Source organism: Pseudomonas sp. Irchel 3A7, assembly GCF_900187565.1.
Taxonomy (GTDB): Bacteria; Pseudomonadota; Gammaproteobacteria; order Pseudomonadales; family Pseudomonadaceae; genus Aquipseudomonas.
Window position 1 is genome coordinate 18,446 of sequence record NZ_FYED01000002.1, and the last position, 15,033, is coordinate 33,478.

General features: G+C 54.6%; 11 protein-coding genes and 1 pseudogene. 9 read left to right on the plus strand and 3 right to left on the minus strand.

All coding sequences use genetic code 11. The annotated features are described in order from the left end of the window. Window positions 1-10: 10 nt before the first annotated feature. A complete protein-coding gene (locus CKW21_RS02740) occupies window positions 11-1,210 on the minus strand; it encodes an efflux RND transporter periplasmic adaptor subunit (RefSeq protein WP_095192492.1) in 1,200 nt (399 codons plus the stop codon). A 269-nt stretch (window positions 1,211-1,479) separates the two neighbouring features. On the opposite strand from CKW21_RS02740, the gene CKW21_RS30280 reads away from it, so the two are divergent. Continuing rightward, window positions 1,480-1,677 carry a hypothetical protein gene (locus tag CKW21_RS30280; protein WP_141232880.1) on the plus strand — a complete coding sequence of 66 codons (198 nt, stop codon included), beginning with the start codon at window positions 1,480-1,482 and terminating at the stop codon, window positions 1,675-1,677. 633 nt (window positions 1,678-2,310) lie between these two features. After that, a pseudogene (locus CKW21_RS02745) lies at window positions 2,311-3,738 on the plus strand (PLP-dependent aminotransferase family protein); the annotation flags it as partial. A 325-nt stretch (window positions 3,739-4,063) separates the two neighbouring features. Here CKW21_RS02745 and CKW21_RS02750 read toward each other — a convergent pair. Then, window positions 4,064-4,999, minus strand: coding sequence for a LysR family transcriptional regulator (locus CKW21_RS02750; protein WP_218274027.1), 936 nt, complete (start codon window positions 4,997-4,999; stop codon window positions 4,064-4,066). A gap of 137 nt (window positions 5,000-5,136) precedes the next feature. On the opposite strand from CKW21_RS02750, the gene CKW21_RS02755 reads away from it, so the two are divergent. The 7 genes from CKW21_RS02755 (at window position 5,137) to CKW21_RS02785 (ending at window position 12,930) form a co-directional block, all read left to right on the plus strand. Continuing rightward, window positions 5,137-6,510 carry an MFS transporter gene (locus tag CKW21_RS02755; protein ID WP_095192495.1) on the plus strand — a complete coding sequence of 458 codons (1,374 nt, stop codon included), beginning with the start codon at window positions 5,137-5,139 and terminating at the stop codon, window positions 6,508-6,510. An 87-nt stretch (window positions 6,511-6,597) separates the two neighbouring features. After that, the gene (locus CKW21_RS02760) at window positions 6,598-7,797 is read left to right on the plus strand and encodes a 3-hydroxybenzoate 6-monooxygenase (protein WP_095192496.1); all 1,200 of its coding nucleotides are present in this window, start codon (window positions 6,598-6,600) and stop codon (window positions 7,795-7,797) included. A 70-nt stretch (window positions 7,798-7,867) separates the two neighbouring features. Next, complete coding sequence (locus CKW21_RS02765) at window positions 7,868-8,566, plus strand: fumarylacetoacetate hydrolase family protein (protein ID WP_095192497.1); 699 nt, start codon at window positions 7,868-7,870, stop codon at window positions 8,564-8,566. An 11-nt stretch (window positions 8,567-8,577) separates the two neighbouring features. After that, window positions 8,578-9,216 carry a maleylacetoacetate isomerase gene (maiA, locus tag CKW21_RS02770; RefSeq protein ID WP_095192498.1) on the plus strand — a complete coding sequence of 213 codons (639 nt, stop codon included), beginning with the start codon at window positions 8,578-8,580 and terminating at the stop codon, window positions 9,214-9,216. A 24-nt stretch (window positions 9,217-9,240) separates the two neighbouring features. Next, window positions 9,241-10,284 carry a gentisate 1,2-dioxygenase gene (gene gtdA / locus CKW21_RS02775; RefSeq protein WP_095192499.1) on the plus strand — a complete coding sequence of 348 codons (1,044 nt, stop codon included), beginning with the start codon at window positions 9,241-9,243 and terminating at the stop codon, window positions 10,282-10,284. 18 nt (window positions 10,285-10,302) lie between these two features. Further along, window positions 10,303-11,823 (plus strand): fumarate hydratase, encoded by a 1,521-nt coding sequence (locus CKW21_RS02780; RefSeq protein ID WP_095192500.1) that lies wholly within the window; start codon window positions 10,303-10,305, stop codon window positions 11,821-11,823. 147 nt (window positions 11,824-11,970) lie between these two features. Beyond that, the gene (locus tag CKW21_RS02785; protein WP_095192501.1) at window positions 11,971-12,930 is read left to right on the plus strand and encodes a LysR family transcriptional regulator; all 960 of its coding nucleotides are present in this window, start codon (window positions 11,971-11,973) and stop codon (window positions 12,928-12,930) included. A gap of 348 nt (window positions 12,931-13,278) precedes the next feature. Here CKW21_RS02785 and CKW21_RS02790 read toward each other — a convergent pair whose 3' ends face one another. Further along, window positions 13,279-14,538, minus strand: coding sequence for an OprD family porin (locus CKW21_RS02790; protein ID WP_095192502.1), 1,260 nt, complete (start codon window positions 14,536-14,538; stop codon window positions 13,279-13,281). Window positions 14,539-15,033: the final 495 nt, after the last annotated feature.

Sequence of the window (15,033 nt, forward strand, 5' to 3'; positions counted from 1 at the left end):
TATGACCGTGTCAGGATCTACCAGGTTGATTTTCGGCGCTGATGGCAACTGCATTAGCAGCCGGCTGCGGGTCAACCAGGTCGTTAGGTCGGATTTTTTGCAAACCTTCTACGACGATGCGCTCGCCTTTGGAGAGACCCGAACGTACAACACGCCAACCATCAATCACCGGACCTAGCGAAACTTCGCGGTAGGTCACCTTGTTTTCCGAAGTGACTACAAAGACGTATTTTTTTGACTGGTCGGTGCCAACGGCTTGATCGCGTATCAACGTCGCAGGTCGTGGTGCGGAATCACCGGTACGGACGCGAGCGTACATGCCAGGCGTGAGATCACCGTTGGTGTTATCGAACACCGCACGCACTCTGAGGGTTCCTGACTGACGATCGAGTTGATTGTCCAGAGACTTGATGCGTCCGCTGTACGGGTAGTCGGTCTCGTTTGATAGCCCCATTAAAACTGGCAGGCTGTTGACGCCGGTGCTGCCTTTAGCGCCGTTACGAGCAAAGCGAATATAACTGGCTTCATCGAGTTCGAAATTCACGTATACCGGCGAGACCGACACGACGGTGGTCAGGACGGGAGCGTCCTGGCCTGTACCCACGAGGTTACCTACGGTAAGTTCGGCGCGGGAAACACGTCCGGTAACAGGAGCAGTGATGGTGGTGTATTGCACATTGAGCTGAGCACTGAGGACGTCGGCTTGCGCTGCACTTAGCGCTGCTTGTGCCTTAAGCAGTTCACTGGCGCTTTGATCTTTTTCACGCTGAGAAATCGCACGCTCGACAATCAATTTGCTTGAGCGCGCCAGTTCAATTTTTGCCAACGCAAGTCGCGCTTTTGCGCTCTCTCGGGTAGCTTCCGCTTTCGCCAAGACAGCTTGGTAAGGACGAGGGTCAATCGTGAACAGAGGTGCCCCTTTGTTGACAACCTGCCCTTCCTGGAAGTGCACGACGTCAATAGTGCCGTTGACCCGAGGTCGTATTTTTACGTGCTCAATCGCTTCAATTCGGCCTGAGAAATCGCTCCACTCGATAACCGGTTTTTCTACTACCTCCTCGACGGTTACGGGTGTCGCGACGCTTGCCGCTTGCGGTGCAGGAGCAGCGACAGGCTCCTGGATTTGATAACTGCCCACTCCCAATACAATCAATACGCTGACGGCGAGTGCAGTTTTATTTTTTTTGGCCATTGTCTTTGAGGTCTTCATTTTAGATCTCGGCATCTGAAAGTTGAGTACTACTGAGCAGTTATAACGTCAGTTGGTTAATTCTTCACGCTGCTAAGATAAACACTCAAATCGCGCCCCGAAACATCCAATCCCACATAAAATCGGCATACCGATTTACTACACCAGCGGCACCTAAATTTTAATTGGTCAGCATTTTTTTTTGAGCATTGGATATTTCAAGGTGGTGTCCACTCGAATAGCCTAAAACCTCAAGCCACACTCCGTGGCACTACTCGAAGGGCATTATCATGAAGAAGCTTATCGTTGCATCTACCCTGCTCTTGTCTGCACTGAGTTCTATGGCTTTTGCTGAAAATGGAGGCGATAGAGTTTTCGAAAGAAATGTAATTCGTGTGCAGGAAGCAATAGCTGCGCAAGAGAAGGCAAAATACACCAATCAGAATACGGCGAAATCCGATGTCGAAGAAAAATCAAAAAGTAGCTGACTGACCAGCGCTTCCAAGGCTCTAGAATGCAGATTAAAGCTCTCGTGATACGAGAGCTTTTTTTTGCGTTTGCTTTATAATGTCCGGCATGCGTGTATAAAATCATTACATACATTAGACCTACGACCCTAAAGACACCAAACAGAGTACAAAACCATAGAATACTCTAATCTGACCGTAAGTTGACTTTACAGCACGCACCAAAGCTCAGCATAAAAGCAACCTGCTCAGACCAGATGAAATTTGGTATTACTGGCTAGTTTTTTTACGACACGCAAAAGCCCACTGGATATTATCAAAAAAAAGACCCGCTTAAATAGCCGGGCCTAAAGGAGCAAGCTTGCAACTCAACTGAAAGCGCTCAATCAAAATAGAAAAACCGCCTTCTGATTCTATATTAAGCCACATTAACGCAAATCGCAGAACTTCACTTGCACATTTCACCCGCAGCAGCTCTCCAGATCAACATCCAATTTCAAATATTATCATTACTCCATTCACATTTATACCAAACTTGCCAAATCACCGAGCCAGGCCAATACTGAGAAATAACAGTGTACCGCTGCCTAGCCACTGGCCTTCAACGCAGGCAAGCGTCATGCTCTTTTCTTCAAGCCTAAGGAGCCCCGCGGTATGGAATTACATGTTGTCATCGTGGGTCGTAAAGATTTGGCCGGCCAGTTGTATAGACAATTGCGCGGAGCGATCGAAAGCGGCCGATTGGCTTCTGGCTTGCAATTGCCACCGACAAGGCTGCTTGCAGAACAGCTAGACATTTCACGCAAAACCATATCCGACGTTTATGCCCAACTAACCTACGAAAACTACCTGATCGGTAAGGTCGGCAAAGGTACCTATGTTAATTCTCGTCCTATAAAGGCTCTCCGAAAGCAAAATGCGTCCGAGCTCGCAAGCGCCGAAACTATTAATGCTTGGCGAACACTCCAGTCTCCTTTACCTGACCCAACTCTCACCGGGACCTTGAAGCGCGAGTTTGTCGGCGGCGCAACGAGTAAAGGCCAATTCCCTCATGATGAATGGCGCAGGTGTGTTCAATTCGGTTTGCGCCAAATGCAACGTACTGTGGGCTTCTACAGTTACGCAGAAGGGCTGCCCGCCTTACGTAGTGCGATATCCCAGCATATCGCCTTCTGTAGAGGAGTGGTTTGTCAGGACAGCGACGTGGTTGTATGCAACGGAACACAGCAAGCTTTGGATCTAATATCCCGAGTAGTTCTGGAAAAGGGCAGTATCGTTGCTATTGAAGATCCAGGCTATTCACCTGCTAGATTGCTGTTCGCCTCCCAAGGCGCGAAGGTCGTAGGTGTTCCGGTGGACGAAGACGGCATACGTGTAGACCTCATTCCCGACCAAACCCGGTTAATTTACGTCACGCCGGCCCACCAGTTCCCGCTGGGCATGCCCATGAGCCTGGAAAGACGTCTCTCTCTCTTGAATCGCGCTAAAGAGCTCGGCGCCATAATCATTGAAGACGATTACGACAGTGAGTTCAGGTATGAGGGAATTCCTACCGACTCGCTGCAAAGTATGGACGAGTACGGGATCGTCGCTTTTGTTGGCACCTTTTCAAAGACAATGCTCCCAGAGCTTCGACTTGGCTACGCAGTGCTCCCACCGGCGATACTTGAAGCTGTGATTAAGGCGAAGCAATTCACGGATTGGCATACCTCCACTTTGCCACAATGGGCCTTGGCTAAGTTCATGTCCGACGGAGAATTGCAGAAGCACATCCGTCGTTGCCACAGCATTTATGCGGGGCGCCGAGAGCGTATTTTGAGCCGACTCAATGGAAACCTTTCACCTTGGTTGGATGCTATTCACACTACGGCCGGATTTCACATCGCAGCGCTTTTCAAGAAGCCAATTGACCTCAAGCTTTTGATTGAGTTAGCTAGAAAAGTCGAGGTAGGTCTCTACTCAATCGAAGGTTTTTTTTACCAGGAAGCTCCAAAAAATGGCCTGCTAATGGGGTTCGGCTCAATTGAAACCCTTGACATTGATCCTGCGCTCGATCGCTTGCGCGACATACTTCTTCAAATAGATCAGAGTGATTCTATTTCCCAGAGTGGATCCGAAAAGACAGTATCCGTTTTGCCGATTTCGAGTGCTCTGCAGACGCGAGCCCCCTAGTGTATAAATCGAAACCGAGGCGATACCTTCCCAGCATATGAAAATTAAGCTTACCGACTCTCACGCATGCAGCCCCTCTCCGGCCACGCTGCTATTGCAAAGGGGAAGGGACTCGAAGACACCTGATGACCGGCATGCTTAGCCCACGCATTATCGCGGGATTTTCAGCTGAACGGATCCCTAGCCTGATAATGGCTCCTGTCGGTTTTAGCAAAGGGGAAAACGGCGTTCAGTCTCAACCGACCGAGCCAATATCGCCATCGGCTACACCAAACAGTTCTTGCGCAAGCGACCGCAGCCAGCGATTTCCAGGGTCGTTATGCTGACATCGGTGCCAATGCTGCCTGAGATCGAAAGCGGGAATCGGAATGGGTGGCTCGAGGAACTGCACATCAGCAATGCGCGCGAACAATTCCCCCACCGGCAGGGGCACCGTAACGACGAGATCGGTCGAAGCAATTACGAGCGGAATGCTGAGGAAATGCGGAGAACGCAGCAGCTCGCGCCTCACGACTCCGTGCTGGCGCAGATATTCCTCGACTAGCTCCTGGCTCCGGCTTTCGCTCTGAACCACCGCATGGGGCAGCGCCCGGAACTGTTCCATCGAAATGCGTCCCTGGGCGATCGGGTGGTTTTTGCGTGCCAAGCACACGAACCCGTGTCGGAATAGACGCTGCTGGAACACATCCGAACCACCGAGATCCGGATAGTAGCCAATGGCGAGGTCAATCTTGCCGCGTTCAAGCTGCCCCATGATGTCCGTGTGCCGTGCCGACACCGTGCACACGTCCACATGGGGCGCCTCTTTCATTATTCGAGCCAGCAGGCGCGGCAAGAATGCTGCTTCGCCCACGTCCGACAGCGCCAACGTAAAGGTCCTGCGCGCGCTTGCCGGCTCAAAGTGCGGCACCGTCAACAGGTGCTCCCTCAACTGCAACAGCACACTTTGCACCACAGGTGCCAGCGCCACCGCGCGCGGCGACGGCTGCATGCCCGTGCGCACCTTGAGGAAAAGCGGATCGCCGAGCTGCTCGCGCATCCGCTGCAATGCGTGCGACATGGCTGGCTGGCTCACACCGATTTCTTCCGCCGCCCTGCCCAAGTGCCCTTGCCGCCACAACGCATCAAATACGCGGAGCAGGTTAAAGTCGAAATTATTCACTTCATGCATGACAGTCATTCTCGTCATTGGATTGCAGAATTATAAGTAGAACACGAAACTCCCGCCATCCGAGTTAATCCGCAGCGCGACAAGGGCTGACCGGACCAGGTCCCACACAAAAACAAAAAGTGCCTGAAAGGAGATATATGTACCTGCCCCCTACCAACATTGCGTCGGTCATTGACGCACGCCCCCTAGGAGCCTACCGGCTTCGCATTTTCGCCGTATGCTTCCTCATCGTACTGATGGATGGCTTCGATACCCAGGCGATCGGCTTTGCAGCCAAGGCTATGTCTTCCTCGCTTGATATTCCCATCGCACTATTCGGGCAGGTCTTCTCAGCGGGTCTGCTAGGCGCCATGATTGGTGCCTTCCTGTTCGGCCCGCTGGCTGACCGCTTTGGCCGCCGCCGGCTGCTGGCAAGCGCGATCCTGATTTTCTCGGTCTTCTCTCTGCTCACACCCCATGCACACACGCTACCGGATCTCCTACTGGTACGGTTTCTCGCCGGCCTCGGCCTTGGCGGTGCCATTCCCAACCTGCTGTCGTTGTCTGCTGAATACACGCCGCGGCCCATGCGTGGCATGATGACCGGCATCCTTTATGCCGGTTTTCCGCTGGGCGGTGCCGTGGGTGCGCTCGCCAGCTCGTACATCATGCCGCACTATGGTTGGCCAGCTTTGTTCTATCTCGGTGGCCTGCTGCCGATGTGTCTTGCACTGCTGGTGATCGCGAGCCTGCCCGAATCGCTGCCGTTCTTACTCCGACGCAAGGACGGCCAGGATGCAGTGCACGCCATCGTTGCGCGCATTGCAGGTCGCCAGTCAGCACTGGTTCGTCATGTCACCTATGTCGATGCCGAGGAAAACGTGCGCGGCCTGCCGTTCAGGCAACTGCTTTCAAGGGGGCGGCTCGTTCCCACGCTCCTGCTCTGGGCTGGCTTCTTCATGTGTTTCGTGCTGTTGATCGTGCTGGTGTTGTGGACGCCTGCGTTGCTGCGCGGCGAGGGAGTCGGAGAACAGGATGCCGCGATCGTGGTCGCCTTGATCAATCTCGGCAGCGTGGCCGGCACCGCCGCAGGCGGTCGCCTCGTGGACCGCTTCGGTCCGTACTTGACGCTACCACTGCTGTTTATGCTCGGTGCGCTCAGCGTGTCGCCACTCGGTTATTTCACGCAATCGCTGACTTCACTTGCAATCGCAGCGACGCTGTCCGGCTTTTTCATGGGGGCCGGAAGTTCGGGGTTGCTCAGCGTGGCGGTGATGAGCTATCCGAGCGGTATGCGCGCCACCGGCGTGGGCTGGGCAATGGCCCTTGGCCGCATGGGCCAGGTAGCCGGTCCGCTTCTCGTCGGCGCCTTACTTGCAAGCGGTTTCAGCATCAAGACGATCTTTCTGTTTAGCGCCGTTCCGGCCGCCATTGCGGCCGTCGCGATCCTCGTGCTGCGCACAGTGCCGACGGCACAAGATGACACGTCGGCGGCGGACACCACGTTGTCGGTAGCACAGAACGGCCAGTAGCCCCCCGTTTCATTCATCTCAACCATTGTACGGGACGTCGGTCACGCATCGTCGTGGCAAATGTCGGCCCAAGAAATAAGGAGTGTCATGCGTACTTTCAGTCAATCAGCCCCCGTGCTCGTAGTTGGTGGTGGCATCGGAGGTCTCGCCGCAGCGCTCGCTCTGGCGCGCGAGGGTTTCCATGTCAAGGTGCTGGAGCAGGCCGCGGCCATCGGTGAAATTGGCGCCGGTGTGCAGCTCGGCCCCAATGCCTTCGCTGCCTTGGACGCTCTTGGCGCGGGCGAGCGCGTGCGCAGCCACGCCGTCTACACCGATCACATGAGGATGATCGATGCCATCGACGGTGAAACCATTGTCGACATCCCCGTCGGCGAAGCCTTTCGCAAGCGCTTTGGCAATCCGTATGCAGTCACGCACCGCGCAGACATCCACAATTCACTGCTCGAAGGGGTGCGCGAGACCGATCGTATTGAATTTGTCACCGCAACACGCATCACCGAGGTCCAGCAATCAGGGGACGGTGTAACCGCATTCGACGAACAGGGTCATCGTTACCACGGCTGTGCCCTGATTGGTGCCGACGGTGTGAAGTCCGCCGTCCGTGAGCAACTGGTCGGCGACCCACCGCGTGTATCGGGGCACGTGGTGTACCGCGCGGTGATCGATGCCGAGCATTTTCCGCGTGACATGCAATGGAACGCACCGGTGCTCTGGGTTGGGCCGAACTGCCACGTAGTGCACTACCCAGTCCGCGCCGGCGAGCAGTACAACCTCGTGGTGACGTTCCACAGCAGCCGTCAGGAAACCTGGGGCGTCAGCGAGGGCAGCGAGGATGAGGTGCAGTCTTACTTCCAAGGCATCGATGCCCGGCCGCTCAGCCTGCTCTCCCTGCCATCGACTTGGCGGCGCTGGGCTACGGCAGACCGCGAGCCTGTCGGTCAATGGACTCAAGGTCGCATCACGCTGCTCGGCGATGCCGCGCATCCGCTGCTTCAGTACCTCGCACAGGGTGCATGCATGGCTATGGAAGACGCCGTCACACTCGGTGCCGCGGTGCGCGCGTGCGACGGCGATCTGCCGCGCGCACTTTCGTTGTACCAGGACGCACGCATCACCCGCACTGCTCGCGTCGTTCTGTCCACCCGCGAGTTCGGCCGTCTCTGCCACGCATCCGGCGTCGAACGCCTGGTGCGTAATTCCCTGTGGAAAGGCCGCTCACCAGAGCGCTTCTATGACTCGCTGGATTGGCTGTACGGCTGGAAGGCCGAAACGTGCCTGTCCGTGTGACGCTTACTGCCCGCATCCCTGATATCAAACCTGAATCCCGAATTTGCAGATCCTGAATCTGGAGTCCCACATGTCTTTCGTCATTCCCCCCATTCCCGCCGTCACTATCCCCGTGGCTGGTAGCAACGGACAGTTTCCCGTGCGTCGCATCTACTGTGTCGGTCGCAACTACGCCGCGCACGTGCGCGAAATGGGCATGGACCCGAGCCGGGAGCCGCCCTTCTTCTTCTGCAAGCCCACCGATGCGATCGTGGTCGCCCCCCTAGGCGCCGGCGCCGAAATCGCCTATCCGTCGGCGACTGAGGAGTTCCACTATGAAATCGAACTCGTGGTCGCGATCGGCCGCTCGGGATGCAACATCTCGCTCGAACATGCCAATGAACACATCTGGGGTTATGGCGTCGGCATCGACATGACGCGGCGCGACCTACAAATCGCGGCGCGCGACCGGGGTCGCCCCTGGGAGCTCGGTAAGGGTTTTGACCAGTCCGCCCCGGTCTCGCTTCTGCATCCTGTCAGCGAAGTCGGCCATCCCGCCACCGGAGAAATCTGGCTGCAGGTCAATGGACAGGACCGCCAGCGCAGTGACTTGAACAAACTGATCTGGTCAGTGCCCGAGATCATCGCAAACCTGTCGATGTTCTTTGAACTGTATCCAGGCGATCTCATCTTCACCGGTACCCCCGAAGGTATCGGGCCGGTGCGAAGTGGAGAGGTCATGCGCGGCGGCGTCACCGGGCTCTGCGAAGTCGAAGTGCACGTAGTCTGAAGGTGGCGACCATGGATTTGTACAATTTCTTCAACAGTTCCGCAGCGTATCGGGTGCGCATCGCCATGGCGCTGAAGAACATCGACTGGAACCCGATCGGCGTAAACCTGCGCGCAGGTGAACAGCACCATTCCGAGTATCAGGCGCTCAATCCGAACAGGTTGGTTCCGACGATGCACGATGGCGAGCAAACCATCACGCAATCATTGGCGATCATCGACTACCTCGATCGCAAATGGCCAGATCCGCGGCTGATTCCCGCCGACGGTCCGGCCCGCACACGGGTACTGGAACTAGCGTTGACCATCGCCTGTGACATGCACCCGTTGAACAATATGCGCGTGCAGAAGTACCTCAGCACGCACTTTGGCATCACCGACGCCGGCAAGTCCGAATGGGTCGAACATTGGCTCAGCGCCGGCTTCAGCGCGTTGGAGCCGTGGCTGCCCGAGGACGGTGGCTGGTGCGTCGGCGATGCGCCCACCCTTGCCGACTGTTGCCTGGTGCCGCAAGTCGCCAATGCGCTACGTGTCCAGTTCAGCCTGGACCCGTTCCCCCGCGTCCGCCGCGCCTATGAATATTGCATGCGTCACGTGGCATTCCGCGTGGCAGCGCCGAATGCCCAACCCGATTACGTAGCTGCCCACTGATAACGCTGCAGGAGACATTCAATCATGAGCACCCTTTCCTCCTCCGACCTGCTGTCCCGTCGCGAAGAGTTCTATCGCGAACTGGAACCACACGCAATGGCCGCCCTTTGGACGCGCCTGCGCAAACTGATTCCTTTGCAACCGACACCCACCGGCGTGGCGCACCGCTGGCCCTACGCCACGACCCGTCCGTACCTGATGGAATCGGCAACGCTGATTTCGGCCGAGGAAGCAGAGCGGCGCGTGCTGTTGATGGAGAACCCCGGCCTTCCGGACACCTCGCGCATCACCAACACGATGTATGCCGGTCTTCAACTGATTCTACCCGGTGAAGTCGCCCCTGCGCACCGCCATACCCAGTCGGCACTGCGCTTCATCATAGAGGGTTCTGGCGCCTACACGGCCGTGGATGGCGAAAAGACGTACATGGAACCAGGTGATTTCGTCATCACGCCAGCGTGGACGTGGCACCATCATGGCCACGAAGGCAATGCGCCCATGGTCTGGGTGGATGGCCTTGATATTCCCATCGTGTCGTTCTTCAACGGGGGCTTCCGCGAGGAGTTCGACTCCGACGAAGCGCCAGTCACCCGACCGACAGGCGATGCGCTTGCGCGCTATGGCACAGGCCTATTGCCCGTGGGCTACCAGCCGTCCACGTTGAATTCCCCGGTCTTCAACTATCCCTATGCGCGCACGCGCGACGCGTTGTTCGCGTTGGCACGGGCCGGAGCGCCCGATCCGCACGGCGGTTATCTCATGCGCTACACAAATCCGGTAGACGGCGGCTGGGCCATGCCGACCATCGCCACCATGATCCGACTGGTCCCATCCGGCTTCACGACGTTGCCGTATCGTTCGACGGACAGCACCGTCTTCATTTGCGTAGAAGGCAATGGCTACATAGTGATCGGCGATCAACGGCTCGAATTTGCGCCACACGATATCGTCGTAGTTCCAGGTTGGAGTCGTTTCACGCTACACGCAATTCAGGATCTTGTGTTGTTCTCGTACTCGGACAGAGTCGCGCAGGAGAAGCTCGGCCTGTTCCGAGAGCAACGTTTCTGAGAAGTAGAGGGCACTTACATGACTACCATCGTTTCATGTGAAGACTTTGTTGACAGCATCGCCTCAGCCTTGCAGTTCATTAGTCACTATCACCCGATTGAATATATCCAGCACTTAGCCGCCGCTTATGAGCGTGAGGCCAGTGAACCGGCGAAACAGGCAATTGCCCAGATCCTAATTAACTCCCGCATGTGTGCGGAAGGCAAGCGCCCAATCTGCCAAGACACGGGTATTGTCAATATCTTTATCCGCGTCGGCATGAACGTCCGACTTTCAGGGTTCCCATCGAGCATCGTAGATGCAGCCAATGCAGGCGTACGTCGTGCCTACCTTGACCCGGAGAACAAGCTACGTGCGAGCATTGTCGACGACCCTTTGTTCACGCGGCGCAATACCGGCGACAACACACCGGCAGTGGTCCATGTCGAACTTGTCCCAGGTGAGACTATCATCGTGGATGTGATGGCAAAGGGAGGAGGCAGCGAGAACAAAAGTAAGTTCGCGGTGCTGATGCCTAGCGATTCAGTCGCGGACTGGATCGTCAACATGGTACCGTCAATGGGCGCCGGCTGGTGCCCTCCGGGCACAGTCGGCATCGGAGTCGGCGGAACCGCCGAGAAAGCCATGTTGCTGGCCAAACAGAGCCTCACAGCACCGCTCGATATGCTCGCTCTCAAAGCTCGAGGTCCGACCAACACGTTAGAAGCGCTGCGCATAGAAATTTATGATCGGATTAACGCGCTAGGCATAGGCGCACAGGGTCTGGGCGGACTGACCACTGTGCTCGATGTCAAGATCGCAACCTATCCCACGCATGCAGCAAGCATGCCTGTAGCCATCGTCCCGAACTGCGCTGCAACACGGCATTGTCGCTTCGAGCTAGATGGCAGCGGTCCAGCTATGCTAGCGGCGCCCTCTCCTGACCTCTGGCCGGATCTTCCCCTGCCCGACGGCGCAGCTAGCCGTCGCGTCAATCTGAACACACTGAGTCGAGAGGAAGCAGCTACATGGACTGCCGGTGAAACCTTATTGCTGTCGGGGCGCTTATTAACCGGACGCGACGCCGCGCATAAGCGCTTAGACGAAATGCTGTTACACGGCGAGCCAATGCCTGTCGACTTTCGCAATCGTATGATCTATTACGTAGGGCCCGTCGATCCGGTACGAGACGAGGTGGTGGGTCCCTGCGGTCCGACCACCTCTACTCGGATGGATAAATTCGCTGAGCGAATGCTCATGTCTACTGGCCTACTTGGAATGATTGGCAAAGCTGAGCGCGGACCGGCGGCGATTAGCGCGATCATGAAAAACGGTTGTGTGTATCTGGCGGCGACAGGAGGCGCCGCGTATTTGATTTCCAAGGCCGTACGATCAACTCGTGTCTTGGCCTTTGGCGATCTCGGCATGGAAGCAATATATGAGTTTGAAGTAGAAAACCTACCCGTAGTAGTGGCCGTGGATACCCGCGGAAATAGCGTCCACGAGAGTGGACCGCGCACTTGGCGCACTACGGCGATTGCAATTGCAGCAAACGACTGAGTTTGTCTCCGCGATAATATCTGAGATATTTTCCTTGACAGAAATACGTCTCTAGTCACGGTCAGGCCCATGATTAGTTTGGCGTGGGTCTACTGACATATCGCGAGTAAACCGCTGAAGATTCTCCTACTTCTCACGAGATGGCTCATGGCACCCAATTGGATACGCCGTTTGCGCATGCAACATTTGGAAATGCTGATCAGCCTCGCCGAAAGCGGCAGCGTCACTGAAACTGCAAGGGTAATATTCAGCACTCAGCCTGCGGTATCCAAATGGCTCAAGGACTTTGAAGAGTCCGTAGGTGCGCCTCTATTTGATCGCCACGCTCGCGGATTGACTCCCACAGCTCAAGGTCACATGTTGTTAGGTTACGCTCGGCGGGTATTGAGCGAAATGGATCGAGCACAAATGAACCTTAAGGCGATGCAAGATGGCAGTTCTTACAGGGTCGCCATTGGTACTTCTCCTGCATCGGCGCCAAACCTGGTTCCCGCAGCCATCATGCAGTTTTTGCAGCGTCATCCTAACGCCCAAGTAGAACTCCAAGAGGGCACTATGGACGAGTTGCTCGACCGACTTGAAGTAGGGCAGCTTGATCTAGTCGTTGGCAGACTGGATAGCTATTCGCCGCGCCCGGCTATACAAACTGAACAGCTTTATGACGAGGCGATGCGAGTGATTTGCCGCCCAAGCCATCCGCTAACATTAAAAAATGATATTGGATGGGATGATCTTCGATTATATAATTGGATAGTCTGGCCGAAAGTTATGCCTATACGCACCAACCTCGATATGGCGCTCACCAGGGCAGGACAAGGCCCGCTCCCGTGCCGAATAGAATCTTCTTCGTTGATTGGGAACCTTTGGCTCTTGCAATATAGCGATATGCTATCGGTTGCCTCTGACCGTGTAGCTGACCATTTCTCCCGTCGCAGGCTTGTGACTTCCTTAAATTTCGAACTGAATGCCACCGGCTCTCTTGGTATGTGCTGGCGTGATGAACAGTACTCGGATCCGAGCCTTCCACAATTGCTGGAAAGCATCAGGGCCGCGGCCACCAATCAAGGTCTCCGCTATGTTACTGGCCAACAACTAAATGATATATGAGCCTCCCATTCTAGCAGAGACACTTCGTATCAAATTTAAGATACGCGTCCGTTTATCCAAAGCGGTGCGAATACGAAAAGTGACACCTTGTTAATCGTCACTTTGATTGCCAACATCCACAGCTAGAACTATTTCAGCCGAATCAATCGTTCGACTAAATCCCCTACCATATCGCGAAGCACTGACGATCAGCGACCTTGCGATTGATAGCCTCCATACACAATAGGAAGAACAAACGTGCAAACGTGCAAACGTGCAAACGTGCAAACGTGCAAACGTGCAAACGTGCAAAACAGAATGGTTAGATAGTCGTAAGAGCCTATATATCCAAGCATGGTTTACCTACGTTTAGAATAGTGCCCAAGTATAACTGAAAATCAACCGATTCTCATTGACATCAGAGCGGTAATTAGAACGCGCAATTACGTTGCGTATACGTACGCTAAAATTTTTGAAAACACCGCTCTGTATGACGTAACTGACGTCTAAATCGCGCTCCCAATCCTTGCCCTCGAACCCCTTACCGGTATCCACATTATCGCCTGTAATGTATCGAGTGCTGGCCACTAGTCCGGGTATACCGAGGGCAGCGAAGTTATAGTCGTAACGCGCCTGCCACGAGCGTTCGTCGGCGAACGCAAACTCGTAGGTCGGCACTTCATTACCCAGCGGACTAATGTTGGCGAATACGCGAGGGAAAGAGCTATCGCCGTACATGGCTTGATAACCGATATAAAAAGTGTGGCCGCCAAGCTTGGCCGATAAAAGGGAAAAAAAGGCTTGGTTATCAATTTCACCGATAAGCTTGCTGCCGTCTTCGTTGGAGTCGAAGTAACCGGCGTTGGCGCCTAGCACCCAGCGCCCCATCGACTGGGTGTGTTTTAAACCGAAAAAGCGCTGAATATAGATATCCTCCAACTGTGCATACCAGACGCTTAGGGATGTACGATTGGTGGAGAAGGCATAGTCACCACCTGCATAATTGAAAGCGTCACTCGAAGCATGGCGCTGTGGTAAATGGCCGAGCATAGCTTGGATCTTATCGTCACCAGCCTCATTACGTAGACTGGTGCTGTTTAAGTAACCGGCCTGAAGTGACAGACCTTTAAATTCGTTGGAGCTTATGCTGCTCCCCTGGTAAGTGGGCGGTAAGATGCGAATATCGCTGAATACAAGCACAGGCACGTTCGGTTGTAGTTCTCCGACTCTTAATTCGGTTTTTGACAGGCGCATCTTCCCCGCTAAGCCAAGGCGACTAAATACATCGGTCGCCTCGCCATCCTCCTGAACTGGCAGCAAACCCGTGTTCGTTCTGTATGGGCTACTATCCAGCTTAATGCCCAGTGTACCAATAGCGTCCAAACCGAAACTTAAAGGCCCGTCTGTAAAGCCAGATTTGACGTTAAGGATAAAGCCCTGAGCCCATTCTTCGGCCTTGGGTTGCGTGCTGGGGCCAAAGATGCCTGAGAAATCGCGATTAAAGTAATAGTTACGCATCTGTAAGGACGCAGTAGAGTCTCGGAAAAACCCGGACTCTTGGGCCTGAGCTGAGCACGTGCTCACACTAGCGAAGAGCACTATCCAGGTACTGCAATTGTTGTAAGTCATGTCGCCTCTCTTTTTATTATTCGGACAACCCCCCTTCGAAATACGTTCGTGGCTATTCGCACGTGGGGAATGGGTGGCTATTCATGAGCGTGATCTAGCAGCGAATCGACGGCTCGATTAAACCCTCTGCATCGCATACAATAAAAATGATATTTTTCTGATGGTCTCATACGAAATTTTGTATGTGAGATAAAGTCGAGCACAAAGAGTGTCGCCGCTACTGCGATAGATCCAATAATCGAAACCGACGGTGTTTAAGATCCAGCATTAGACCAAGAAGCTTAAATGCGATCGACAATGATTCTAAAAATCACTTTAACTTTAACTTTGCCAACTTTTTAGCCGAACGGCTCGCATCAAGTGGCAGATTTATGGATTTTCACAGAAAATCTCAGAAGATTTCGAGTGCACGCGAATAGGACGAATGCTAATGTTACAGCTTGAAGTGGCTGGCTATTTAAAAGTATTTCTAAAGGTTTCAAGAATTGCCTGTTC

Excerpts from the sequence above, each read along its gene's own strand:
- maiA (WP_095192498.1), top strand. The coding sequence starts at position 8,578 with ATGGATTTGTACAATTTCTTCAACAGTTCCGCAGCGTATCGGGTGCGC.
- CKW21_RS02755 (WP_095192495.1), top strand. The coding sequence starts at position 5,137 with ATGTACCTGCCCCCTACCAACATTGCGTCGGTCATTGACGCACGCCCC.
- gtdA (WP_095192499.1), top strand. The coding sequence starts at position 9,241 with ATGAGCACCCTTTCCTCCTCCGACCTGCTGTCCCGTCGCGAAGAGTTC.
- CKW21_RS02750 (WP_218274027.1), bottom strand. The coding sequence starts at position 4,999 with ATGCATGAAGTGAATAATTTCGACTTTAACCTGCTCCGCGTATTTGAT.
- CKW21_RS02785 (WP_095192501.1), top strand. The coding sequence starts at position 11,971 with ATGGCACCCAATTGGATACGCCGTTTGCGCATGCAACATTTGGAAATG.
- CKW21_RS02765 (WP_095192497.1), top strand. The coding sequence starts at position 7,868 with ATGTCTTTCGTCATTCCCCCCATTCCCGCCGTCACTATCCCCGTGGCT.
- CKW21_RS30280 (WP_141232880.1), top strand. The coding sequence starts at position 1,480 with ATGAAGAAGCTTATCGTTGCATCTACCCTGCTCTTGTCTGCACTGAGT.
- CKW21_RS02740 (WP_095192492.1), bottom strand. The coding sequence starts at position 1,210 with ATGAAGACCTCAAAGACAATGGCCAAAAAAAATAAAACTGCACTCGCC.
- CKW21_RS02760 (WP_095192496.1), top strand. The coding sequence starts at position 6,598 with ATGCGTACTTTCAGTCAATCAGCCCCCGTGCTCGTAGTTGGTGGTGGC.
- CKW21_RS02790 (WP_095192502.1), bottom strand. The coding sequence starts at position 14,538 with ATGACTTACAACAATTGCAGTACCTGGATAGTGCTCTTCGCTAGTGTG.
- CKW21_RS02780 (WP_095192500.1), top strand. The coding sequence starts at position 10,303 with ATGACTACCATCGTTTCATGTGAAGACTTTGTTGACAGCATCGCCTCA.